Source organism: Dongia sp. P2_B8 (assembly GCF_056404715.1).
This window is the reverse complement of the sequence record NZ_JBFUDM010000001.1, coordinates 629,042-643,245: the sequence shown is the minus strand read 5'-3', so window position 1 is coordinate 643,245 and position 14,204 is coordinate 629,042. Positions and strand designations below refer to the sequence as shown.

Below are 14,204 nucleotides of genomic sequence, written 5' to 3'. Positions count from 1 at the left end.
TGTCAGTTTCATCCTGGGTCAGGATCGATCACGTGACACTTTCCGCCCATCGCAAGCATGTTCTGATCGCGCTCACCGCAATCGCCATTTCGGCCGCGGTATTTTTGGCCGGCGAGCTTCTCAATCATTATCAATCCACCAAAGCTGCGCGTACCGAGTTGGAGAGCCAGCTCGACAGGCTGGCAAACGGGCTGCGCACCGAGATTGATTCCAGTGTCGATTTGGGGCGTGGCCTTGCCGCCGTCATTGCCGCCCGTCATGGCATTTCTCAAGCTGAATTCATCGAAGCCTGCGAGACGTTGCTGGCGCAGGAGCCGGAAATCCGCAACATCGCCCTCGTGACCGGCTCGATCATCACAGCCAATTGCCCGATGCCGCAGAACAACGCCTCGCTCGGATTCGATCTGCGGCAGCGCGCAGACCAGTGGCCGTCTTTTGAGCGCATGCAGCGTTCCGGTGCTCCGGATATTTCCGGCCCCGTCAATCTGGTCCAGGGCGGCTGGACGATCATCGCCCGGGTGCCAATCTTCTTCAAGGAAGCCGGACAGAAATCCAGCTATTGGGGGGCACTCAGCCTGCCACTCAAGATCGAAGGATTGTTCACCCAAGCCGGCCTGGTCGAGGCGGCACGGAGTTTGGACATTGCGGTCCGCGGCAATCACAATGCGTCACTGGCACCGGAAATCCTGTTCGGGGAACCTTCGGTATTTGCAGGCGACCCGGTTGTCGTGGCGGTTCCCTTTCCCGACGGTGCCTGGCACCTTGCTGCACGCATGCCTACATTCAGCCGGATATTTCTGGCCAATCCGGCCGCGCACGTTGCAGCTGCCATCATCGCCCTTATGTGCGGTCTGCTGTTCTTTGTCGTAGCCCTCTATGCCGACCGGCGCCACCGGCTCGAAACCGAATCCAATCGCAACCGTGACCTGCTGCGTGCCTTCATGGAGAACTCGCCGATCGCGATGTATGTGAAGGATCTCGATGGTGGTTATATTGATCTCAACGCCGAGGCGCGCACTGCCTTCGCCATCGGCGACCGTCCCTACCATGGCCATACGGTGCGCGAATTTTTCGGCGAGGCCTTGTCCGGCGAACTGGCCGCGGAGGATGTCCGCGCCAAGTCCGGCGAAGTGGTGCGCAGCGAACATCATACCGGCCAGCGCCAGGCGTATCTCTGGGAACGCGAGATCAAGTTCCCCGTCCTTGACGCACACGGGAAAGTCATTGCCATCGGCGGCTACGTCTTCGATATCACGGCGGCCAAGGAGGCTGAGGCTCGCCTCATTAGGGCTCTCCGCGCCGCCGAAGAGGCCAACCGTGCCAAATCCGAGTTCCTGGCAACGATGAGCCATGAATTGCGTACACCGCTGAACGCCATCATTGGTTTTTCCGATGTCCTGCGGCAAGAATTGTTCGGCGCCATCGGCAATCCGACCTACCAGGCCTATGCCAAGGATATCCATACCAGCGGCCGGCAATTGCTGGATCTGCTGGGCGGCATCATCGATCTGTCAGCCGTCGAGTCCGGTCATATCGAGGTCAAGCGCGAATCCCTCTCGACCGGCGACCTCATCAACGATTGCCGTGCCATCGTTGAAGCCCTGGCGCATGAACGACAACACGCGCTCAGTTTTGTCGACAATGCCCGGCATGCCTGTTGGGCCGACCGGCGCCTGCTGCGGCAGGTGCTGCTGAACCTCGCCAGCAACGCCACCAAATATACCCGCAAGGGTGGGCGCATCGACATCTCGACCCGCGATGAAGAAGAGATGGTCATCTTTCGTGTCGAGGATAACGGCGTCGGCATGTCGCTGGAGGATATCGAGCGCGCGATGCAGCCCTTCACGCGCCTTGGTGATCCCATGCGCGCGGAAGTGGGCGGGTCCGGCATCGGCCTGGCACTGGTCAAGCGGCTGGTCGAAGCGATGCACGGCAGCCTCACCATCACCAGCGAGCCCGGCATCGGCACGGTCATCGATGTCGGCATGCCGAAAGCGCGTTAGGGCTGCTTGAAGAAGCCTTCGGGCAACTCGGAGATGTCCGGGGGCACAATCGGATCGGCCTTGAACTGCAACGAGCGTTTTTGCGCCGCTTCCAGCTGCGCCGTCGTCAGCTGCGCTGCCACCTTGTCGCGCAGTTCCACCATTTCGCGGCGCTGCTTGCCTTGGGGCAGCTGAGCTATGGCGATGTTGTACCACATATAGGCTTTGCCGAGATCGATCGCGGTTCCGTCGCCGCGCTCATACATCTGCGCGGTCGGCGCGTAGGCGGCAAAGCATCCTTGGTCTGCCGCCTTCTCGAACCACATCAGGGCCGTGCGATAGTCGAGCGGCACGCCCTGGCCAAAGAAGTAGACATTTCCCATCAGCCATTCGGCGACCGGGTGCCCCACTGCCGCGAGCTTGGCGAAGATCGGCACCGATTTCGGAAACTCGCCATTCATGTAGGCGGTCCAGGCTGTGTCGGTCCCCTTTTCGAGCGCGTCCCATTTGTAGGGAATGTCCTCGACCACCACGACATGCTTGCAGGCCAGCCGCTCGTCGGCTGGGAGGGCTGGTGTCGCAGCCGCAACGGAAGGATCTTTGATGACCGATGGCGGTGGCGCTGCCGGGGCAGTCCCCTGCGTTGTTTCTGGGGCAGCCACTGGACCATTGGCCGGCGGCAGGGGCGTGCCCTGCTGCGCATTTGCCAAGCCGACCAAGGCAGCGGCAGCCAACCACATGGAAAAGGGGGCAATGGTGATGATTCGTGTGAATTTCATGGCCAGGACGTTAACATTGCCGGGTTAAATTAGCATTATCCGGGCCAATTGGGCTCACAATCCGTTTATCGAGCCAAAATCGGACAGTGCCAAGCCGATATGGCCTTGCGAGGCCAGCCCACCCACCCCATTTCGAATTTTCCCCATTTTAACATCCGGGGATAGGGAGCGTGGCGTGGCAGATCTGCCAAAATCCGACGTTGAAGAGCTCGTGGAAGAACTCGACAGGACGATCGATTCCGACAAATTCGAACGGGACCGCGCGAAGGTCGAGCAGGGGTTCTGGCCAAAACTGCGCCGGATCGCCAAGCGGGTACCCTTCCTGAACGAACTCTTGGCAGCCTATTACTGCGCCCTGGATCCAGCCTCACCGCTGCAGGTGAAGGCAGTGCTGATGGGGGCGCTGGCCTATTTCGTCCTGCCGCTCGATKCCGTGCCCGACTTCCTCGCCTTCTTCGGCTTTGCCGACGATGCGGCTGTGGTCTATGGCGCGATCAAGATGGTAGCCAAGCACATCACGCCGGAGCACCGTGCCAAGGCCGAGAGCGCCATTGCCAAGCTGGACACCTAGGTCGGATTTGACCGGCTGCCCCCGCGCCCGACGCGGGCCTCGCGCTGGGCAATGTAGATCGTGCTGCCGATGATCAGGCCGGCCCCGATCAGGGTCCAATGGTCGGGCAGTTCGGCAAAGACGGCGAAGCCGATCATGCCGGCAAAAAGCAGCCGCAGATAATCGAAGGGAGCGACCACCGAGGCTTCTCCCGCTTTGAACGCCAGGATCCACCAATATTGCGACAGGGCGCCGGTGATGCCGATGATAATGAGATAGAACCATTCAACCGGTGCCGGCCATTCCCAGTAATAGATGGCGGGCGGCGCCACCAGCAACGTGCCGATGAGGCCGTAGTAAAACAGCATGACGAGCGGCGTTTCGCTGGCCGGCAGGCGTTTGAGGATGGTGATCAGGAGTGCGATCGATACGGCGTCGCCCAAGGCCAGCAGGGCCCAGGGGTTGAAGGTGTTGCTCCCTGGTTGCATCATCACCAGCACGCCGACGAAGCCGACGAGGGTCGCCGCCCAGCGCCGCCAGCGCACGTCCTCCTTGAGAATGATCACCGCCAGAATGACGGCAAACAGAGGCTTGGTGAAGCTGAGCGCGGTATAGGTCGCCAGCTCCAGCTTCGCGATACCGATATAGGCGCAGACCATGGCGACGAAGCCGAGCATCGCGCGCAACGTGTGCGCCTTGATGTATTGGGTGCGCAGCGAGCCCAAGCCCGCTTTAGCGACAAAGGGTGCCAAGGTCAGGAAACCGACGAGCACGCGGAAGAAGGTGATCTCGAAGATGCTGACATGCGCCTGGCCCGCTAGCTTCACAAAGGCTGCCATCACCGAGAAGCCGAGCCCGCACAGCGCCATCCAGATGCAGCCCCGCGCATTGCCAGAGAGATTGAGAAAGCCCGCCCTCATAGTTCGTCCCTGGATTTGGCTGCCTGGGTTGCAACCGCCTCGGTTGCCTTGGAACGGCGCAGGAGGGCTTCGCGCTGGGCGATGTAGAGACCGGCCGCGATGATCACTGCCGAGCCCACCCAGAACCAATGGTCCGGCTGCTCGCCGAACCAGACCATGCCGATGCCGGTGGTGAAAATCAGGCGCGAATAATCGTAGGGCACCACGGCCGAGGCATCGGCAATGGCAAAAGCGCGCGTCCAGCAAAGATGGCCCAGCGTCCCGAAGAAGCCCAGCGCAATCACAAAGGGCCAGGCTTCGAGGGTCGGCCAGGACCAGTAGAACAGGGCCGGCACCAGGGCCAGCGGGGTCGAGAGCAGCACCATATAGGTGACGATCGCCTGCGAGCTTTCGCTGCGCGACAGGGTTTTGACGATCACTGTGCCGGTGGCCGTCAGGGCCGCACCGATGATCGCCAGGATTTCGCCCAGGCCGATGCCCCCGGTCGACCCAGGCTGCAGCACGATCATGACACCGGCAAAGCCCAGCAGCGTCGCCGTCCAGCGCCGCCGCCGCACCTTCTCCTTCAGGATCAGCACGGCAAGGATCGTCGCAAACAAAGGCGCCGTGAAGCTGAGCGAGGTCGCATTGGCGATCGGCATATAGCCCAGCGCCGTAAACCCGCACATCATCGAAATGACGCTGATGCTGGAGCGAAGGAGATAGGCGCCCAGGCGCCCGGTCCGCAGGCGGCCGAAACCATGCCGCCACAGCCAGGGAACCATGAACACGAAGCCGAAGAAATTGCGCCAGAAAACGATGACGAAACCGTGCAATTCGCCCGACAGATGCTTCACCGTGGCGCTGAGGCAGGCAAAGAATACACAGGCCGCCAATGCCAAGAGAGCGACCAGCATATGTTCCGGCAGGCCGCTTCTCTTGTGGTCGGAACTTGTCATGTGTATGTCGGGAATCGTCTTGCCAGGAAGGGCGCGCCCCCAGAAGATGCGCAGCAGCACAGTACGGGTCGCATCGCGCAATAAAAAGGCTCGACAACGCGGCCAAGCCTTGCAATTTCCGCAGGTCGGGTCAGGTTAAGCCATGCTGCAGTGCGGCCGTGCCGAAATATGGCCTCGGATGTCAGCACCGGGCGCTTGGAAGAGGATTTGAGGATGGACGATCTATTGTGGCAGCCGAGCGATTCCGTCGTCGCTGCCGCCAACATAACCAAATTCCGCACCCAGGTGGCCCGCGACTGGCAGATCAGCCTCCATGACACTGCCGCCTTGTGGCAATGGTCGGTCGATGAAATCGAGAAATTCTGGATCTCGCTCTGGCGCTATTGCGAGGTGATCGGCGATGGGCCGGGCCAGGTGGCGCTGGTCGACGGCGACAAGATGCCGGGTGCCAAATTCTTCCCCGACGCCAAGATCAACATCGCCGAAAACCTGCTGCGCTTCTCCAAGGCCGGCAGCCAGCATGACGCCCTGGTCTTCTGGGGCGAGGACAAGGTCAAGCGGCGCTTGAGTCACGGCGATCTCCACGACCGGGTCGCGGCCCTCGCCGCCCATTTCCGGGGCATCGGCCTCAAATCCGGCGACCGGGTCGCGGGCTTCGTGCCCAACATGCCGGAAAGCATCATCGCCATGTTGGCGGCGGCGTCCCTGGGGTGCGTCTGGTCTTCCTGCTCCCCGGATTTCGGTGTCCAGGGTGTGCTCGACCGGTTCGGCCAGATCGAACCTCGCATCCTCATCACGGCCGACGGCTATTGGTACAATGGTAAGAGCCATGATTGCCTGGAGCGCGCGGCCGAATTCCTGAGCCAATTGCCAAGCGTCGAGGAAGTGCTGGTCATTCCCTATATCAGCGAGACACCAGACGTCTCGAAGCTGCCCAATGCCCGCAACATCGACGACGTGATCGCCGCCAATATCGGCGCGGCATTGCAGTTTGAGCGCGTGCCGTTCAATCATCCGCTCTACATCATGTTCTCCAGCGGCACCACGGGTGTGCCTAAATGCATCGTACACGGCCAGGGTGGCACGCTTCTCCAGCATCTCAAGGAACATCGCCTGCATTCCGACGTGAAACATGGCGACCGCGTGTTCTATTTCACCACCTGCGGCTGGATGATGTGGAACTGGCTGGTCTCCGGCCTCGGCTCCGGCGCTACACTGCTGCTTTACGATGGTTCGCCCTTCGCGCCCGATGGCAACATTCTCTTTGATTTTGCCCAGGCCGAGAAATGCACCTTCTTCGGCACCTCGGCCAAATATATCGATGCCTGCCTGAAAGCCGGCATCGACCCGATCAGGACCCATGACCTCTCCGCCATGCGCACGGTCGGCTCGACAGGTTCGCCGCTCGTACCGGAAAGCTTCGATTACGTTTATGAGCACATCAAGAAGGACGTCTGCCTGTCCTCGCTGTCCGGTGGCACGGACATCGTCTCCTGCTTCATGCTCGGCAATCCCGCCGGCCCCGTCTGGCGTGGCGAGATCCAGATGCGCGGCTTGGGGTTGAAGGTCGAAGTCTGGGACGAGAACGGCAAGCCGGTGAAGGGCGAAAAGGGCGAACTTGTCTGTACCCGCCCCTTCCCCTGCATGCCGATCGGTTTCTGGAACGATCCCGGCGACAAGCGCTACAAGGCCGCTTATTTCGAGCGCTATCCTAACATCTGGCACCATGGCGACTATGTCGAACTGACCGAGCATGACGGCATTGTCGTCTACGGCCGGTCGGATGCCGTCCTCAATCCAGGCGGTGTCCGCATCGGCACGGCAGAGATCTATCGTCAGGTCGAACAGCTGCCGGAGATCCTGGAAAGCATCGTCATCGGCCAGGATTGGCACGGCGACGTGCGCGTCGTGCTGTTCGTGCGCTTGCGCCCCGGCGTGATACTCGACGAGAAGCTGGAAAAGAAAATCAAGAACCAGATCCGTGCCAATACGACGCCGCGCCATGTGCCGGCAAAGATCATCGCGGTGACCGATATACCGCGCACCAAATCGGGCAAGATTGTGGAGCTTGCCGTGCGCGATGTCGTGCATGGCAATGCTGTGAAGAACAAGGAAGCGCTGGCCAATCCGGAAGCGCTCGATCTCTATGCCAATCTTGCGGAGTTAAAATCGTGAGCCTTGCCGCCAATCCCTGGCTCGCTGCCGTTGCCATTCCACCCATCGCAGAAGCGCAGGGCTGGATCGAAGGTCGCCAGTTCCCGGCTGAGAAGCCGCTCATCGACGTTTGCCAGGCGGTGCCGGGTTACGCGCCGCCCGACGTGCTGATCGCGCATATGGCCGAGGCGCTGAAATCACCATCGACCCATCGCTATACCGATATCAATGGTCTCGAAGATCTTCGGGCGACCCTCGCTGCAGATATCAATCGCGTTTAYGGCCCAGCCGACCGCGCAGTCGTGGCGGCCGACAATGTTATGATCACCGCCGGCTGCAACCAGGCTTATTGCCTGGCGACAGCGGGCCTCGCCAAAGCCGGTGACGAGATCATCCTGCCGCTGCCCTATTACTTTAACTACCAGATGTGGCTCGACATGATCGGTGTCACGGCGCGCCATGTCCGCTTCCGCCCGGAAGCAGGTGGCCTGCCGGATCTGATGGAAATCCGCGAGGCGATCAACGCAAAGACCCGCGCCCTCGTGCTCATATCGCCGAATAATCCGACCGGCTCCGTCTATCCGGCGGAGTTCCTGCAAGCCGCCCTGCAGCTATGCAAGGAAGCCGGGATCGCGCTCATCCTCGATGAGACATACCGCGATTTCATGCCGCATGATGAGGCGCCGCATAGCCTGTTCCGCACCCATTGCTGGGAATCGAACCTCATCCATCTCTACAGCTTCTCGAAAGTGTTCTGCCTCACTGGGCACCGCGTCGGCGCCATCGTTGGCGATCCGAAGCTGCTCGATCAAATCGGCAAAGCAATGGATTGCGTCGCCATCTGCGCCCCGCGCATCGGCCAGATTGCCGCAAAGCATGGCCTGGAAGCGCTGGGCGATTGGCGGCACGGCAATACCGGCCTCATGCGCGACCGCTTGGCAGCCCTGAAGACCGCCTTCGCGCGCAACGATCTTGGCTATGAGGTGGTGAGTGCCGGCGCCTATTTCGCCTATCTCAAGCACCCACATCGCGGAAAGCCTGCGACAGCCGTCGCCAAACGCCTTGCCGACAAGCAGAACCTGCTGGCTTTGCCAGGCTCCATGTTCGGCCCCGGCCAGGAAGATTTCCTGCGTGTGGCGTTCGCCAATGTCGATGCGAAGGCGATGCCGGAGATTGCCGCAAGGTTGGCAGCGGATGCTGCGGATAAGGCTTGGTAAGTTGAGCCCCCTCACCCTGACCCTCTCCCGCAAGGGGAGAGGGGATGAGATCTGCCGGCAATATGCGATATCGCTTTTAGATCTGCACGAGAGAGCGTGGCACTAGCCCCTCTCCCCTCGCGGGAGAGGGGTTGGGGTGAGGGGGCAAGCGACAGCTTCCGCCCATTCTGTTGTCGGAAAATTTACGGTCGAATCTCGATCGGCGTGCCGAGGGCCACTGCCGACCAGATAACATCCATGGCAAGATTGCTGACGCCAATGCAGCCGTTGGTGAGCGGCGAGCGGGTGAGCCAGCGCCACCAATAGCGCTGACCGTGGATCATGATGCCGCCGCCGGCATCCTGGCCGTTGGCCACGGCACGCGCCGCCTGTTTCTTGTTGGGATATGACACCAGCAATGACCGATGATGGGTCGAGGCATCGTTGCCCCAGATGAGCTTGTAGGTGCCTTCCGGTGTCCGTTGATCGCCTTCGCGACGCTTTTGGCCGACTGGATTCTTGCCCAACGAAACCGCCGTCGTCCAGACCGCCTTGCCGTCGCGCAGCAACGAGAGCGTCCGCGCGCTCTTATCGACCAGCACCTTGTCAACCGGGCCGATGAAAAGCGCCATGATTGGTCCCGGCAGCGTGTTGAGCGCCATCAGGACAAACGCCAGAATCATCGCGGCGAGCAGCGCCCGACGCCGCCAGCCGGCGCGCTTTGCACGCGCCCGCGCCGGAACGTCCCGCCAATCTGCTATGTCGAGAGCGATGTCCGTCATGCTTTGTCGAGCAGCGCCTGCAGTTCCGACCATTCGCGGCGCGCAAGGCCGCTGGTTTCCTGCGTGACGTTTTCGCCAGCGAGACGGCGCTTCACCACGGCGAGCGCATTCTTCGACAAGGTCACCGAATTCAGACGATGCTGGATGAAGGCCTCATAGGTCATCGGCACCCAACGCTTCAGCATGTCGAGCATGGCTTCGGCATAGACGCGGATTTCGTACTGCGCATGGGCATCGGCACGCAGCGACAGGAAATGCATGAAGTTGTTTAGGTCAATCTTCCAATACCATTGGGTATAGAAGTTGAGGCTGAGATTCATGCGCGCCAGTTCGCGCGCCAATCCAGGCCGGTTGGGATCGATCGGCTCGCCTGCTTCGGTCTCGTTCAGCATCTCGGCGTAATGATCGTAGACCTGGGTCGAATCCTGCTTCAGCAAATCGAGCACGCGCTGCGCTTCGGCACCTTCCAGGACGTCGCCGCGACCCTGGCGGTTGACCGAGGATTGCGCCGCCAGATGTTCCGGCGCCGGAATGTAGAATTCACGGTCGAGGATCGAATAGCGTGCCGAATATTCGTTCACATTGGCCGTGCGGTGACGGATCCATTGCCGCGCGACGAAGATCGGCATCTTCACATGGAACTTGATCTCGCACATTTCGAACGGCGTCGAATGCCGGTGGCGCATCAGATAGTGGATGAGACCCTGATCTTCGCTGACCTTCTTGGTGCCGCGGCCGTACGAGACGCGGGCCGCCTGCACCACCGCATTGTCATCACCCATATAGTCGATGACCCGGACGATGCCATGATCGAGCACCGGCACGGCCTGGTAGAGGATTTCCTCCAGAGCCGGCGAAACGGCCCGGCGCGTCGGAAAAGACTGCGCGCGCTGTTCGTCGATCGCCGCCAATTGCTCGGGTGATAAAGGCATGCCGGATCCCGCCTGCTGATAAATGCACCGGAAGGGCTGATTCGCCGCCCTCCCCCAGCCGAGGCCGGTCGCGCGTTTTACCGGGAACCGGTCTTGAGGACAAATCCGAACTTATTAACGATCCCTTGCCGCGGGACTTTCACATCCTGACGGGCACGCCTATATTAGGGATGTCGGGAAACCGACTATGGCGATAAACGCCTTGTGAAATAAGCGTTGCGGACCCGGGGGCGGTACCCGGCGCCTCCACCATAAACCCTTGCTGTTCAATCAGTTACAGATTGGCAGCCAGGTCTCATGGGGGCGAAACAGGATCGACGTGCGCGGTAAAGACATGGCTTTTGCTCGGTATGATACCCGCCGTTATCGGGTCAAACCTAGAGATGCCAACGACAACGTTGCATCCGATCTTCGTATGGCTGCCTAACATCCCTAACGGGCTGTAAGTAGCTTACAAAGAACGCGGTACCAGGGGGGCGCCGGGCAACAGAAAGCCCCCCACCTGATTTCCGGCGCCATTTGACGGCGTGGGGGCAGTATCGCCGGGTCAGGCTTTAGAGGGGAGATGGGACGGCGTTATGGCGAAAGATTGGCTGCGGTACGACCAGATGGTGGAAGACGCCCTGCGCGGCGTCGTGCGGCGGGCGTTGACCGAGGCTGCGGTAAGCGGCCTGCCCGGCGATCATCATTTTTATGTCACCTTCCGCACCGACAATCCGACCGTGCGCATTCCCCAGCACCTCAAGGCCCAGTATCCGCGCGAAATGACCATCGTGCTCCAGCACCAGTTCTGGGGCCTCGAAGTGACCGATGACAGCTTTACCGTCACGCTGAGCTTTGGCGGCAAGCACGAACCGCTGTTCATTCCCTATAACACCATCGTCAGCTTTGCCGACCCGTCGGTGAAGTTCGCACTGCAATTCGATTCCGGCGAAAACGGCGCCGAGGATGAATTGGAGAATGAGGATCTCGATTCGGGCGAGCCAACATTGGCCCTGACCAAGCCGGACATTAAGCCAGCCCTGCCCGACCAGCGGCCGACGGCCGCAAAGGCCGACGGCGATGCGGGCACCACACCTGCCGGCACCGGCACGGTCGTTGCCCTGGATGCCTTCCGCAAGAAGCAGTAGGCCGATAAGCCACACTTCCGCGATAAATTTGCATCGATACATTTTCACCGCTTGACGCGAGTCAATCGGCTGCGTATTTTCGCCGCACCTCTCGAACAAGGAGGAGGACCGTCGAATGAATTATGTCACCCGAAAGAGCTGCCAAGCAGCCTGAGATTCGATATCGGCCGGCGCGCCGGTGCCGTGTCCCTATTACCCTTGTTCCCCGGAAATCTCGTTCAACTCTAACCGCGTAACGTCGGACCTGATCCGTCGCTGATCGATTCCTCACCGTGAGGATGTTGTCAGCGCCAGAGCGTTTCCGTCACTTTCCGGATCCATCAAGGCAATAGCACGTCACTACCGCTCGATCTCTGAGCGGCGTCGAACTGACATCGAATCTCAACGTAGAAACCCCAGCCTTTGATGCCGGCCGTTCGCTTCCTTTTAGGTGCGTTCGACGGAACGGTGGAACTTTGCCTGCATCAAGGCGACATGAAGAAGAAGGAACTTCGTTATGCCGATCCAACTCAATCTCTGGTCCCTGATGCTCGGCCGTTGGCTGAACCGTTCGCGCGACAGCAATGGTGTGACCACCGTCGGTATAAACCCGGCGGCATGGGACCGCAGCGATGGCGACAAACCGAGACGCGGCCAGGCGCCGCCGCTTGATATCAAGTGGCTGTCGCCACACCTGCGTCGCGATATCGGTGTCGATTTCGATCGTGCCTAAAGCAAGGTATTCGGGGACGAGGGCGACCTCGTCCCCGGATCCTTGCCGGCCGGGACCGCATTTCCGGGCCTGGCTTTGGGTATTGACGGCAGACATCGTTGGGCGCAAAGTGATGATACAGACCTGTCTCATCACATCGAATTTTCCTCATGGCTCCAACCGACTCAGGTACCAGCAAGCGTCAACACATCATCGAAACGGCTTACGAGCTGTTCAAGCGGAGCGGCTATCACGCCACGGGGATCGACCGGATCATCGCCGACGCGAACGTCGCCAAGATGACGATGTACCGGAATTTCCCCAGCAAGGATGGCCTCATCGTCGAGGTGCTGCGCTATCGGGCAAAGCGGTTTGAGGCGCAACTTGATCGTCTCGCGGAAGCGGCGGCAACGCCCGGGCAGAAAATAGCAACAATCCTCGACTGGCATGAGCGTTGGTTTCAGCGGTCGGATTTTCATGGCTGCCTGTTTGTGCACGCCTTGGCGGAATTTAGCGATCCCGGCCATCCGGTGTTTGAAGCTGTTGCCGAACAGAAGAACGGCTTCAGGCGACGATTGCGCCATATTCTCGAAGCGATGCTGCCGCATGATCGCGCCGAGAGTGCAGCGGCGGCCCTGTTCATGCTCGTGGAAGGTGCCACCCTCCTTGCCCAGATGGGGCAAGGCGCCGATGCCATTGCGAATGTGCGAAAGGTGGCGTCCGGCATCCTCGACATGCCGCATGGCCTGCAGTGAGTGCCATCGTCATTTCTTTGGCACTCTTTGCCGCAATCCTGCACGCGACATGGAATGCTGTTCTGCGCACCGGCGCCGACAGGCTATGGACCGTCACCGTGATGACCTTTGCGATGACAATCGTCGCCATGCCGTTTGCGGTCATACTGCCCCTGCCACCTGCTTCAGCGTGGCTCTATCTCCTCCTGTCGTCATGCTTGCAGGTTGGCTACAGCGTCTTTCTGGTCGCTGCCTATCGGCATGGCGAGCTGGGGCAGGTCTATCCATCGTCAGGGGCAGTGTTCCTTTGCTCGTGACACTGGGCGGCTTTGCGCTGGCCGGCGAGCACCTCACCATCCTGCCGATATTGGGCATCGCTCTGGTCGCACTCGGCATCATGAGCCTTAGCTTTGGCAAGGGCCGCGCCACGACAACATCCATCCTGCTAGCACTCGCCACGGGCCTGTTGATCGCCAGCTACACGACGGTCGACGCGATCGGCGTGCGCGAGGCAGGCAATCCGGCTGTGTATGCGACCTGGATCTGCCTGATCTACGGCACTCTTTTGCCAACGACCTTTGTCGTCATGCGCGGCAGGATCATCGTGGATATCCGTTCGCCCGAGACGTTGAAGGCGATGGCAGGTGGCGTGGTTTCGCTGCTGGCCTATGGCGCCGTCATCGCGGCATTCGCACTTGGCCCCGTTGGCCCCATCACCGCGCTGCGGGAAACCAGCGTCGTCTTCGCGGCCCTGATCGGCCGGTTGTTTCTGGGCGAAACCCTGACACCCATGCGCGTTACCGCCTGTGCCGTCGTTACCCTGGGGGCCATATGCCTCGGCTATTCAAACTGAATCACCACTGACACGCGCCAGGCGCTGGCTCGCCGTCAAGGCAATCTGCAGAATCTGCGCGCGGCGGCGATTGCCGTTGAGAGGGGTCGGTTTTGATTCACGGACGATAGCGCCGCCATGCCGGTCGGCGATGATGAGGCCGTAATCCGCGGGCAGGATGTCCCGCGGGAAGTCCGGTGCTACGGCAAAGAAAAAACGGTCGCAGAAATCCAAATATTCCGGCCATTTCTGGTCGGATCTAAAATCGGCCCGGCCGGATTTGATCTCGACGATGATGATCTCGCCGGCATCATTGAGGGCCACGATGTCAGCTCGCCGCTTCACCCGCAGCGGAAATTCCTGCAAGGCCGCATAGCCCAGATCCGCAAACAGGCGCATGACACCCCGGGCGATGCCGGCGGCAATCAACGGATTCGTGGTGCTGTTGTCTGGGGCGGGAAACAGGCTGTCGGGCATGGCGAAATCTCCTGAAGGGTCGAGCTTGCCTTCATGTTCCCGTTTTGTCCAGACGCCCATTGGCTTGCCTGACACGGGTTAGCCAGATATCCAGGGCGGCGTGATAT

Annotated in this window: 15 protein-coding genes and 1 other RNA gene; 10 read left to right on the top strand and 6 right to left on the bottom strand. The window is 60.6% G+C overall.

Features of this window, described 5'->3' with window-relative positions:
• The first annotated feature begins 32 nt into the window (after positions 1-32).
• Positions 33-2,003 (top strand): sensor histidine kinase, encoded by a 1,971-nt coding sequence (locus AC1DWZ_RS02900; RefSeq protein ID WP_477167360.1) that lies wholly within the window; start codon positions 33-35, stop codon positions 2,001-2,003.
• On the opposite strand, the gene AC1DWZ_RS02895 is transcribed toward AC1DWZ_RS02900, so the two are convergent.
• Complete coding sequence (locus AC1DWZ_RS02895) at positions 2,000-2,761, bottom strand: tetratricopeptide repeat protein (RefSeq protein WP_477167359.1); 762 nt, start codon at positions 2,759-2,761, stop codon at positions 2,000-2,002. The two genes, AC1DWZ_RS02900 and AC1DWZ_RS02895, sit on opposite strands and share 4 nt — an antisense overlap.
• 175 nt (positions 2,762-2,936) lie before the next feature.
• On the opposite strand from AC1DWZ_RS02895, the gene AC1DWZ_RS02890 reads away from it, so the two are divergent.
• On the top strand, positions 2,937-3,332 hold the full coding sequence (locus tag AC1DWZ_RS02890) for a YkvA family protein (RefSeq protein ID WP_477167358.1): 396 nt from the start codon (positions 2,937-2,939) through the stop codon (positions 3,330-3,332).
• On the opposite strand, the gene AC1DWZ_RS02885 is transcribed toward AC1DWZ_RS02890, so the two are convergent.
• Both AC1DWZ_RS02885 and AC1DWZ_RS02880 read right to left on the bottom strand, forming a co-directional pair.
• Positions 3,329-4,231 carry a DMT family transporter gene (locus tag AC1DWZ_RS02885; RefSeq protein WP_477167357.1) on the bottom strand — a complete coding sequence of 301 codons (903 nt, stop codon included), beginning with the start codon at positions 4,229-4,231 and terminating at the stop codon, positions 3,329-3,331. The two genes, AC1DWZ_RS02890 and AC1DWZ_RS02885, sit on opposite strands and share 4 nt — an antisense overlap.
• Positions 4,228-5,250: a DMT family transporter gene (locus AC1DWZ_RS02880; RefSeq protein WP_477167356.1), complete on the bottom strand. Its 1,023-nt coding sequence runs from the start codon at positions 5,248-5,250 to the stop codon at positions 4,228-4,230. The genes AC1DWZ_RS02885 and AC1DWZ_RS02880 overlap by 4 nt, the downstream gene beginning before the upstream one ends.
• Before the next feature lie 132 nt (positions 5,251-5,382).
• On the opposite strand from AC1DWZ_RS02880, the gene AC1DWZ_RS02875 reads away from it, so the two are divergent.
• The gene (locus AC1DWZ_RS02875) at positions 5,383-7,344 is read left to right on the top strand and encodes an acetoacetate--CoA ligase (RefSeq protein WP_477167355.1); all 1,962 of its coding nucleotides are present in this window, start codon (positions 5,383-5,385) and stop codon (positions 7,342-7,344) included.
• A complete protein-coding gene (locus AC1DWZ_RS02870; RefSeq protein WP_477167354.1) occupies positions 7,341-8,540 on the top strand; it encodes an aminotransferase in 1,200 nt (399 codons plus the stop codon). Before AC1DWZ_RS02875 ends, AC1DWZ_RS02870 begins: the two co-directional genes overlap by 4 nt.
• 182 nt (positions 8,541-8,722) lie before the next feature.
• Here the strand turns inward: AC1DWZ_RS02870 and AC1DWZ_RS02865 are convergent, their stop codons facing one another.
• Positions 8,723-9,301, bottom strand: a complete 579-nt coding sequence (locus AC1DWZ_RS02865; RefSeq protein WP_477167353.1) for a L,D-transpeptidase family protein — start codon at positions 9,299-9,301, stop codon at positions 8,723-8,725.
• Entirely contained in the window at positions 9,298-10,233 is a 936-nt protein-coding gene (gene thyX / locus AC1DWZ_RS02860) for an FAD-dependent thymidylate synthase (RefSeq protein ID WP_477167352.1), read from the bottom strand. Before thyX ends, AC1DWZ_RS02865 begins: the two co-directional genes overlap by 4 nt.
• A 133-nt stretch (positions 10,234-10,366) precedes the next feature.
• Here thyX and ssrA point away from each other — a divergent pair.
• From ssrA to AC1DWZ_RS02830, 6 genes are all read left to right on the top strand, one after another.
• Positions 10,367-10,734: a transfer-messenger RNA gene (gene ssrA / locus AC1DWZ_RS02855) on the top strand.
• 77 nt (positions 10,735-10,811) lie between these two features.
• Positions 10,812-11,363 carry an SspB family protein gene (locus AC1DWZ_RS02850; protein ID WP_477167351.1) on the top strand — a complete coding sequence of 184 codons (552 nt, stop codon included), beginning with the start codon at positions 10,812-10,814 and terminating at the stop codon, positions 11,361-11,363.
• A gap of 496 nt (positions 11,364-11,859) precedes the next feature.
• The gene (locus AC1DWZ_RS02845) at positions 11,860-12,075 is read left to right on the top strand and encodes a hypothetical protein (RefSeq protein ID WP_477167350.1); all 216 of its coding nucleotides are present in this window, start codon (positions 11,860-11,862) and stop codon (positions 12,073-12,075) included.
• A gap of 149 nt (positions 12,076-12,224) precedes the next feature.
• Complete coding sequence (locus AC1DWZ_RS02840) at positions 12,225-12,809, top strand: TetR/AcrR family transcriptional regulator (protein WP_477167349.1); 585 nt, start codon at positions 12,225-12,227, stop codon at positions 12,807-12,809.
• The gene (locus AC1DWZ_RS02835) at positions 12,806-13,105 is read left to right on the top strand and encodes a hypothetical protein (protein ID WP_477167348.1); all 300 of its coding nucleotides are present in this window, start codon (positions 12,806-12,808) and stop codon (positions 13,103-13,105) included. Before AC1DWZ_RS02840 ends, AC1DWZ_RS02835 begins: the two co-directional genes overlap by 4 nt.
• Positions 13,102-13,641, top strand: a complete 540-nt coding sequence (locus tag AC1DWZ_RS02830) for an EamA family transporter (RefSeq protein WP_477167741.1) — start codon at positions 13,102-13,104, stop codon at positions 13,639-13,641. Before AC1DWZ_RS02835 ends, AC1DWZ_RS02830 begins: the two co-directional genes overlap by 4 nt.
• On the opposite strand, the gene AC1DWZ_RS02825 is transcribed toward AC1DWZ_RS02830, so the two are convergent.
• The gene (locus tag AC1DWZ_RS02825; protein ID WP_477167347.1) at positions 13,633-14,097 is read right to left on the bottom strand and encodes an MmcB family DNA repair protein; all 465 of its coding nucleotides are present in this window, start codon (positions 14,095-14,097) and stop codon (positions 13,633-13,635) included. The two genes, AC1DWZ_RS02830 and AC1DWZ_RS02825, sit on opposite strands and share 9 nt — an antisense overlap.
• Positions 14,098-14,204 lie beyond the last annotated feature (107 nt).

Bases quoted from the DNA above. Each gene is read 5' to 3' on its own strand.
- AC1DWZ_RS02895 (WP_477167359.1), bottom strand. From the start codon at position 2,761: ATGAAATTCACACGAATCATCACCATTGCCCCCTTTTCCATGTGGTTG.
- AC1DWZ_RS02885 (WP_477167357.1), bottom strand. From the start codon at position 4,231: ATGAGGGCGGGCTTTCTCAATCTCTCTGGCAATGCGCGGGGCTGCATC.
- AC1DWZ_RS02875 (WP_477167355.1), top strand. From the start codon at position 5,383: ATGGACGATCTATTGTGGCAGCCGAGCGATTCCGTCGTCGCTGCCGCC.
- AC1DWZ_RS02865 (WP_477167353.1), bottom strand. From the start codon at position 9,301: ATGACGGACATCGCTCTCGACATAGCAGATTGGCGGGACGTTCCGGCG.
- thyX (WP_477167352.1), bottom strand. From the start codon at position 10,233: ATGCCTTTATCACCCGAGCAATTGGCGGCGATCGACGAACAGCGCGCG.
- AC1DWZ_RS02850 (WP_477167351.1), top strand. From the start codon at position 10,812: ATGGCGAAAGATTGGCTGCGGTACGACCAGATGGTGGAAGACGCCCTG.
- AC1DWZ_RS02845 (WP_477167350.1), top strand. From the start codon at position 11,860: ATGCCGATCCAACTCAATCTCTGGTCCCTGATGCTCGGCCGTTGGCTG.
- AC1DWZ_RS02840 (WP_477167349.1), top strand. From the start codon at position 12,225: ATGGCTCCAACCGACTCAGGTACCAGCAAGCGTCAACACATCATCGAA.
- AC1DWZ_RS02825 (WP_477167347.1), bottom strand. From the start codon at position 14,097: ATGCCCGACAGCCTGTTTCCCGCCCCAGACAACAGCACCACGAATCCG.